The sequence below is a fragment of the Mesorhizobium sp. ORS 3428 genome, from assembly GCF_001854785.1.
GTDB lineage: Bacteria > Pseudomonadota > Alphaproteobacteria > Rhizobiales > Rhizobiaceae > Mesorhizobium.
In genome coordinates this window covers 175,249-182,111 of record NZ_MDFL01000057.1, presented here as the reverse complement: position 1 = coordinate 182,111, position 6,863 = coordinate 175,249, and the positions used below count along the sequence as shown (strand labels likewise).

At 66.0% G+C, this 6,863-nt stretch carries 7 protein-coding genes; 4 read left to right on the top strand and 3 right to left on the bottom strand.

What is annotated here, in order from left to right; genetic code table 11:
- On the top strand, nt 1–571 hold a 571-nt coding region (locus tag ORS3428_RS07625), incomplete at its 5' end, for a glutathione S-transferase family protein (RefSeq protein ID WP_071096122.1).
- Nucleotides 572–684: 113 nt separating this feature from the next.
- Here ORS3428_RS07625 and ORS3428_RS07620 read toward each other — a convergent pair.
- Nucleotides 685–1,176 (bottom strand): Hsp20/alpha crystallin family protein, encoded by a 492-nt coding sequence (locus ORS3428_RS07620; RefSeq protein ID WP_071096064.1) that lies wholly within the window; start codon nt 1,174–1,176, stop codon nt 685–687.
- 327 nt (nt 1,177–1,503) lie between these two features.
- Between ORS3428_RS07620 and ORS3428_RS07615 the strand changes: the two genes are divergently transcribed.
- Nucleotides 1,504–1,731 carry a hypothetical protein gene (locus ORS3428_RS07615; protein WP_071096062.1) on the top strand — a complete coding sequence of 76 codons (228 nt, stop codon included), beginning with the start codon at nt 1,504–1,506 and terminating at the stop codon, nt 1,729–1,731.
- Nucleotides 1,732–1,989: 258 nt separating this feature from the next.
- Here ORS3428_RS07615 and ORS3428_RS07610 read toward each other — a convergent pair whose 3' ends face one another.
- Nucleotides 1,990–2,997 (bottom strand): aldo/keto reductase, encoded by a 1,008-nt coding sequence (locus ORS3428_RS07610; RefSeq protein WP_071096060.1) that lies wholly within the window; start codon nt 2,995–2,997, stop codon nt 1,990–1,992.
- 73 nt (nt 2,998–3,070) lie between these two features.
- The gene (locus ORS3428_RS07605; protein WP_071096058.1) at nt 3,071–3,568 is read right to left on the bottom strand and encodes a GNAT family N-acetyltransferase; all 498 of its coding nucleotides are present in this window, start codon (nt 3,566–3,568) and stop codon (nt 3,071–3,073) included.
- A 297-nt stretch (nt 3,569–3,865) separates the two neighbouring features.
- Here ORS3428_RS07605 and ORS3428_RS07600 point away from each other — a divergent pair, with 297 nt between their 5' ends.
- Together ORS3428_RS07600 and ligD are read left to right on the top strand one after the other, a co-directional pair.
- A complete protein-coding gene (locus ORS3428_RS07600) occupies nt 3,866–4,090 on the top strand; it encodes a hypothetical protein (RefSeq protein WP_071096056.1) in 225 nt (74 codons plus the stop codon).
- A gap of 247 nt (nt 4,091–4,337) precedes the next feature.
- Nucleotides 4,338–6,827, top strand: a complete 2,490-nt coding sequence (gene ligD / locus ORS3428_RS07595) for a DNA ligase D (RefSeq protein ID WP_071096054.1) — start codon at nt 4,338–4,340, stop codon at nt 6,825–6,827.
- Nucleotides 6,828–6,863: the final 36 nt, after the last annotated feature.

Genomic DNA, 6,863 nt, shown 5'->3' with positions numbered 1-6,863 from the left:
GGGCTTGCTCGCCATCGCCTACGAGACACGGCTGGTTTCGATCTTCGAGGGCGAGAGCCACACCGAAGCTTTCCTCAAGCTCAATCCGGCCGGCGCGGTTCCGGTGCTCGGCCTGGAGGATGGCGAGGCGATCGCCGAGTCCAACGCGATCCTGACCTATCTCGCCCAGGGCACGCCCTATCTGCCGGCGGACACGTATCTCCGCGCCAAGGTCATGCAATGGCTGTTCTTCGAGCAGTATCATGTCGAGCCGGTCATCGGCTCGCTGCGTTTCTGGACGCTCACCGGGAGGCTGGAGCGCAACAAGGCGCTGGTTGCGGGCAAGCGCGAAGCAGGCGTTCGCGCGCTGGCCGCACTCGAGCGCAGCCTGCAAGACACGCCCTTCCTCGTCGGCGGCTCGCTCACCATCGCCGACATCGCCGTCTATGCCTACAGCCACCGCGCCGAGGACTGCGGTTTCTCGCTCGCCGATTATCCGGCGGTCGCTGCCTGGATGGACCGGGTGAGCGGGGCGATCGGCCCCGGCTATCCGGTGCACCCCTACAGCATCGATCCGCATTCGGGCGGCTGAGCCGTAAAGCATGTCACCCGAAGTGGGGACCGGTTCGCGACAAAGACATGCGTAGGATCAAAACCTAAGGCACATGGAGCGGATCTGACAGATCGCGGCCGCCCTAGGCCCGGTCAATGCTTGCGCTTGCCGTAACTCATGTCGCTGCCGATCGGAATGCGCTTTGCTTTCGCCTCGGCGCGCGGGGTCTTCGGCAAGGTCACGGTGAGCACGCCGTTGTGGAAGGACGCTGCCACCTTGTCCTCCTCGATCTCGCTGCCGATCGGAATGCGCCGCTCGAAACGGCCGTAGAAGCGCTCGGAGAACTGTCTGTCCTTGTCCTCGGTTTCGGAGCGCTTCTCGCCGCGCAGCGTCAGCACGCCGCCGTCCAGCATCACTTCGACATCCTTCTCTTCCATGCCGGGCATTTCTGCCATCACACGGATTTCGCCGCCGGTGTCGGAGATTTCAACGTTCGGCCATCCGGCGCGTCCGAAGGCTCCGAGCGAGTGCATCCCGCTGCCGAAGCCGCGGAATACATCGTCGAACAGGCGGTTCATCTCGCGATGCAGAGCCGGGCCCCGACTTCCTTCCCGGTTCCAGGGAATGAGATCACGAATTGCCATCTCAACGTCCTCCTTTCTCGACTTGCAGGCGCAATTCCGGGAAAATCGCGCCGCGGTTTTCCGTCCGGAATTGTGTAATAACAAACACTTGGAGCGGATCGGTGGTTCCATGGAAGCTGAGCGCCCCGGGCACTGCCGACGCCTGGCGCCGGGCGGGCTGCTGGCTGGCGGGCAGGTGTTTCGGGCGCCGGAGGCCCGGCTCCCACGCCGGAACAGAAGCCCCGGCAGGGCGTTTCCAAAAACAAATGTCTGGAGCAGTGTGCCGGCGCCGAAGGACGCCGGCGGTTGCGGCCTGCTTTCCAGCAACATCAGCAATGGAGGCCAGGAATGGTTCGCACCATCGCTATCGCAACGATCGTCGCCGCCTTCGCCAGCCTGCCGGCGGCGGCGGCCGAGCAATACTGGGTCGCCAGGGATGCCGTCTCGAAACAATGCGAGGTGGTGCCGAAGAAGCCCGACGGGACGCTGGTCGTCGATGTCGGCAAGAAGAGATACGCCAGCGAGGCCGAGGCCAAGAAGGCGATGGACGCGCTGCCGGATTGCAAGAAGAAGTAGGGCTGTCGATCGGCGGATAGGGTTTAGTTCCAAAGACTGCCAGGTCGCACTCCTTCGCGCCCCCCTCTGTCCTGCCGGACATCTCCCCCACTTGGGGGGAGATTGGCCGTCACCGCCGTTTTCGCCAATCACCAACGTCGCAGGACTGAGCGGGGCCAGAAAACTGCCAATCTCCCCCCTTGCGGGGGAGATGTCCGGCAGGACAGAGGGGGGTACTGTCCCTCCAGCGCACCCAGGAAGCGACCCGAAAGCCTGCCCCTACCGATCGACCATCGACATGGTCCGCTCGTTGTAGCGCGGCCCGGAGACCTTGTCGGGCGTCAGCGCCATGTCGAGCCCGAGCATCTCGGTGGCGTCGAGCTCGATGTCGGCCGCTGCGACATTCTCTTCGAGATAGGTCCGCCGCTTGGTGCCGGGGATGGGCACGATGTCGATGCCGATTTCCGGCTCCTTGGCAAGCAGCCAGGCGATCGCCACCTGGCCGGGCTTCACGCCCTTGGCGGCGGCGATCTCGCGCACCGTGGCGGCCGCCGCGACATTGGCATCGAAATTCTCGCCCTGGTAGCGCGGGTCGCCGCGCCGGAAATCGCCTTCCGGATACTCCTCGGCGCGCTTGACGTCGCCGGCAAGGAAGCCGCGGCCGAGCGGCGCGAAGGGCACCAGGCCGATGCCGAGCTCCTTCAGCGCCGGGATGATTTCCGGCTCCAGATTGCGCTCCCACAGCGAATATTCGCTCTGCAGCGCCGAGACCGGATGCACCGCATGCGCACGGCGGATGTTGGAAATCCCCGCCTCCGACAGGCCGAAGAAGCGCACCTTGCCCTGCGCCACCAGCTCGCCCACGGTACCGGCGACATCCTCCATCGGCACGGTGGGGTCGACGCGGTGCTGGTAGAGGAGGTCGATGCGGTCGGTGGCGAGCCGCTTGAGCGAGGCCTCCACCACCTCGCGGATATGCTCGGGCCGGCTGTCGCGTTCGGTGCCGACCTGCTTGCCGTCGACGATGCGGAAGCCGAACTTGGTGGCGATCGTCACCTGGTCGCGCCGGCCCTTCAGCGCACGGCCGAGCAGCTCCTCGTTGATGAAGGGACCGTAGACCTCGGCCGTGTCGAGGAAGGTGCAGCCGAGCTCGATCGCCCGGTGGATCGTGGCGATCGATTCCGCCTCGTCCGCCGGTCCGTACGCCTGGCTCATGCCCATGCAGCCGAGGCCGAGCGCCGAGACTTCGAGCCCCTGACTGCCGAGTTTCCGCTTGCCGAGGCTCATCTTTCTGTCTCCAAAGGAAAATAAGCGCTCGCGAAATTATAGGGCTGCGACGAGGAGCGTCCAGCGCCGGCCCTCAAGCCATCGGCAACATCCTGCGCATGATCAGCGAGGCGTGGCCGCCGACGCCGTGCGCCGCCGGACGGCGCTCGGCCACCTCGAAGCCGTGCTTGCGGTAGAAGGCTATCGCTCGGTCGTTGCCCTCGATCACCTCCAGCGCGATGCTGGGGATCCCGGCATGCGCCGCGAGCACGGCGTGCAGAAGGTCGACGGCAAGCCCGCTGCCGAACTCCTTCGGCTCGATATGCAGCCGGTCGAGCATGACGTCGCCATTCTCATCCATCGCCGCCATCGCGTAGCCGGCGATCGAGCCGTCGGTCCGCTCGGCCACGAAGGACATCTTGTTGTCGTCGTCGATCTCCTCGGCCAGCTTCTCCGGCGCGTGCCTTTCATCGGACAGCCGGGCCGTGTTCTCCTCACCCAGGATCCCCGAATAAGTCCGCCGCCAGGACCCGGCCAGCAGCCGCGACACGGCCGCCAGATCGTTCTTCGTCATCGCCCGGATGTGGGACATTGTGGTCTCCTCGATGGCAACTTCCGATCTCCCCCCTTGTGGGGGAGATGTCCGGCAGGACAGAGGGGGGCGCTGTCCCGCCAGCCGACGGCAATTATGCATTCAAAAAAGCAAATATGGCCCGGCAAATCGGGTGGTCCAGAACCGGCGCCTCATTCCTTCGCGCCCCCCTCTGGCCTGCCGGCCATCTCCCCCGCTTGGGGGAGATCGAACTCCATCGCCCTGCCCAAATTGACTCGATCCCCGCTCTCCTTCATCCTTGGAGGCTGTTTGAGCGTCAGTGTTTCGAGTGAGGCCATGGCCAGTCCCGTCGCCAGAGAAAATTCCCGCCGCGCCGCGGTGAAGAAGGCGCTCGACCGCCATAAGGTCTATGTCACCGCGCAAAGCTTTTCCGGCGGCAGCTATCAGGCCCGCGTGCTGGTCGACGGCGAGGCCTATTGGGTCGACGAGTTCCGGCTCTCGCAGCTCAGGCAGGGCCTCACGCCGGCCGAGCTCGAACTGACGCCGGCGACCGACGATTGAGTATTTGAGGATGAGGACTGAGAGGCTGGCGGGACAGTACCCCCCTCTGTCCTGCCGGACATCTCCCCCGCAAGGGGGGAGATTGGATGTCGCCGCCGCTTTCGCCAATCGCCGACGTTGCAGGAGAAGTGCCGGCGCCTCAACTGTCGATCTCCCCCCATGCGGGGGAGATGTCCGGCAGGACAGAGGGGGGTGCGACGGAGTGCGGCGTCCGGCAGTTACGCCCGCCACCGCGCCCATCTAACCCATGCCCGCCCCCTCCAAGCTCAAGACCTACCGCGCCAAGCGCGAATTCGCCCGCACGCCGGAGCCGGCTGGCGGGCTCGCAGGCGGGGAGGGCAACCGCTTCGTCGTCCACAAGCACCACGCCACGGCCGATCACTATGATCTGCGCCTCGAAGTCGGCGGCGTGCTGAAGAGCTGGGCGGTGCCGCGCGGGCCCTCGCTCAACCCGGCCGACAAGCGCCTTGCCGTCGAGACCGAGGATCACCCGATCGAATATATCGACTTCGAGGGCGTCATCCCCGAGGGCGAATATGGCGGCGGGCCGATGATTGTCTGGGACACCGGCACCTGGGCGCCGATGGACGATGTCGAAAAGAGCCTGCGCACCGGCGCCTTCAAGTTCCGGCTGGCCGGGCAGAAGCTCAATGGCGGCTGGATGCYGACCAGGCTGAAGCCGAAGCCCGGCGAGGACGAGAACAAGAAGAACTGGCTGCTGTTCAAGGAGCGCGACCTCGCCTCCGACACCAGCCTCGACATCCTCGAAGCTCGCCCCGAAAGCGTGAAGTCCGGCCGCCGCATTGAGGAGCTTGTCGCGCCGAAGAAGCCCGAGCGCCTGCCGCCGAAACCCGGCTCGCTGAAGCCCGGCGCGCTGCCCGGCGCGGTAAAGGCCGAGCCGCCGACCCGCATCGAGCCGCAGCTTGCCACCCAGGTGCCGAAACCGCCGGGCGGGCCGATCGAGGACACCGGCGTGCTCTGGCTGCACGAGATCAAATTCGACGGCTACCGCACCATGGCGCATGTCGTGGATGGCGAGGTGCGCCTCATCACCCGCGGCGGCCTCGACTGGACGARGCGCTACGGCGATCTTCCGCAGGCCTTTTCGCGCCTGCCGGTCAGCCAGGCGATCATCGATGGCGAGGTCATGGTGCTCGACGAGAAGGGCATCTCGCGCTTCGCGTTGCTGCAAGACGCRCTGTCCGCCGGCGCCGGCTCCAAGTTGCATTTCTACGCCTTCGACCTTCTCCACCTCGACGGCTGGGACCTGCGCAAGGCGCCGCTCGAAAAGCGCAAAGCCCTGCTTGCCGAGCTGCTCGCCGGCCAGGCCGCCAACTCCGCCATCCAGTTCAGCGACCATGTCGAGGGCGACGGGCAGGGGCTCTACGAGCGGGCGACTGAGCTCGGCCTCGAAGGCGTCCTCTCCAAGCGCGCCGACGCCGTCTACCAGAGCGGCCGCACCAAGAGCTGGACCAAGGTCAAGGCGCTGCAGAAAGGCGATTTCGTCATTGCCGGCTACACCGTCTCCGACCGGGCGGAAGGGCTGGCCGCGCTCGGTCTCGCCGAGTTCGAGGAGGGCGAGTTGCACTATCGCGGCAAGGTCGGCACCGGCTTCGATCGCGRCATGGCGACCGACCTGCTTGCCCGGCTGGAGCGGATGACATCGGGCGCCACGCCGCCCGAAGGCGTGCCGCGCGAGGTAATGCGCGAGATGCATTGGGTGAAGCCGCTGCTGTCGGCGCGCATCCACTATTCCAACCGCACCGCCGACAATGCGCTGCGCCACCCGGTGTTCCGCGGCCTGCGCGATGTCGGCGGCCTGACGACGCCGGTGCCGGTCAAGCGCAAGCGGCTGATCGCCGAATCCGACCTTGCCACCATCTGGGTCACCAATCCGCAGCGCCGGCTGTTCGGCAAGACCGGGCCGACCAAGCTCGACATCGCCGTCTATTACGCGCTGGTCGGCGATTTCATGCTGCCGCATATCATCGGCCGRCCGGTGTCGCTGGTGCGCTGCCCGACCGGCAAGCCGCAGGACTGTTTCTTCCAGCGCCACGCCTTCACCGGCATGCCGCCTTCGGTGGCGGTGTTCGAGTCGACCAATTCGGAAGGCGAGACCAAGACCTATCTCTCGGTCGAGGACGCCAAGGGCTATCTGGCCCTCGCCCAGTTCGGCGTCGTGGAATTCCACACCTGGGGCACGCACCGGACAAAACTCGACAGGCCCGACCAGATCGTCTTCGACCTCGACCCGGGCGAGGGGATTTCGTGGCGCGAGGTGGTGGAGGCGGCTGTCCACATCAAGGGCGGGCTGGAGAGCCTCGGGCTGATCCCCTTCGCCAAGACGTCCGGGGGCAAGGGCATCCACATCACCGTGCCGGTGACGCGCAAGCAGAACTGGAAGAAACTGCACCAGGCCTCTAGCGCCATTTCGACTTTCCTCGCCGCCACCGCGCCCCAAACCTTCACCACCACCATGGGCAAGGAAAACCGCAAGAAGCGCATCTTCATCGACTTCCACCGCAACGCCCGCGGCCACACCTCCGCCGCCCCCTATTCGCTGCGCGCCCGCACCAATCTGCCGGCCTCGACCCCGGTGAGCTGGACCGACCTGGAAACGATCGACGCGCCGGAGGATTTGAACTACGCCTCGCTGCCGGGGTTGCTGGAGAYCTCGGGCGATCCCTGGGCGGAGATCGATGAGGCGGCAAGGGATCTGCCGGTTTTTGAGCGCTAGCTAGTTCCTCGCCCCCACGAATGTGGGGGAGAGGTG

Coding starts and splice junctions, on each gene's coding strand:
- ORS3428_RS07620 (WP_071096064.1), bottom strand. CDS start 1,176: ATGGCAATTCGTGATCTCATTCCCTGGAACCGGGAAGGAAGTCGGGGC.
- ORS3428_RS07615 (WP_071096062.1), top strand. CDS start 1,504: ATGGTTCGCACCATCGCTATCGCAACGATCGTCGCCGCCTTCGCCAGC.
- ORS3428_RS07610 (WP_071096060.1), bottom strand. CDS start 2,997: ATGAGCCTCGGCAAGCGGAAACTCGGCAGTCAGGGGCTCGAAGTCTCG.
- ORS3428_RS07605 (WP_071096058.1), bottom strand. CDS start 3,568: ATGTCCCACATCCGGGCGATGACGAAGAACGATCTGGCGGCCGTGTCG.
- ORS3428_RS07600 (WP_071096056.1), top strand. CDS start 3,866: ATGGCCAGTCCCGTCGCCAGAGAAAATTCCCGCCGCGCCGCGGTGAAG.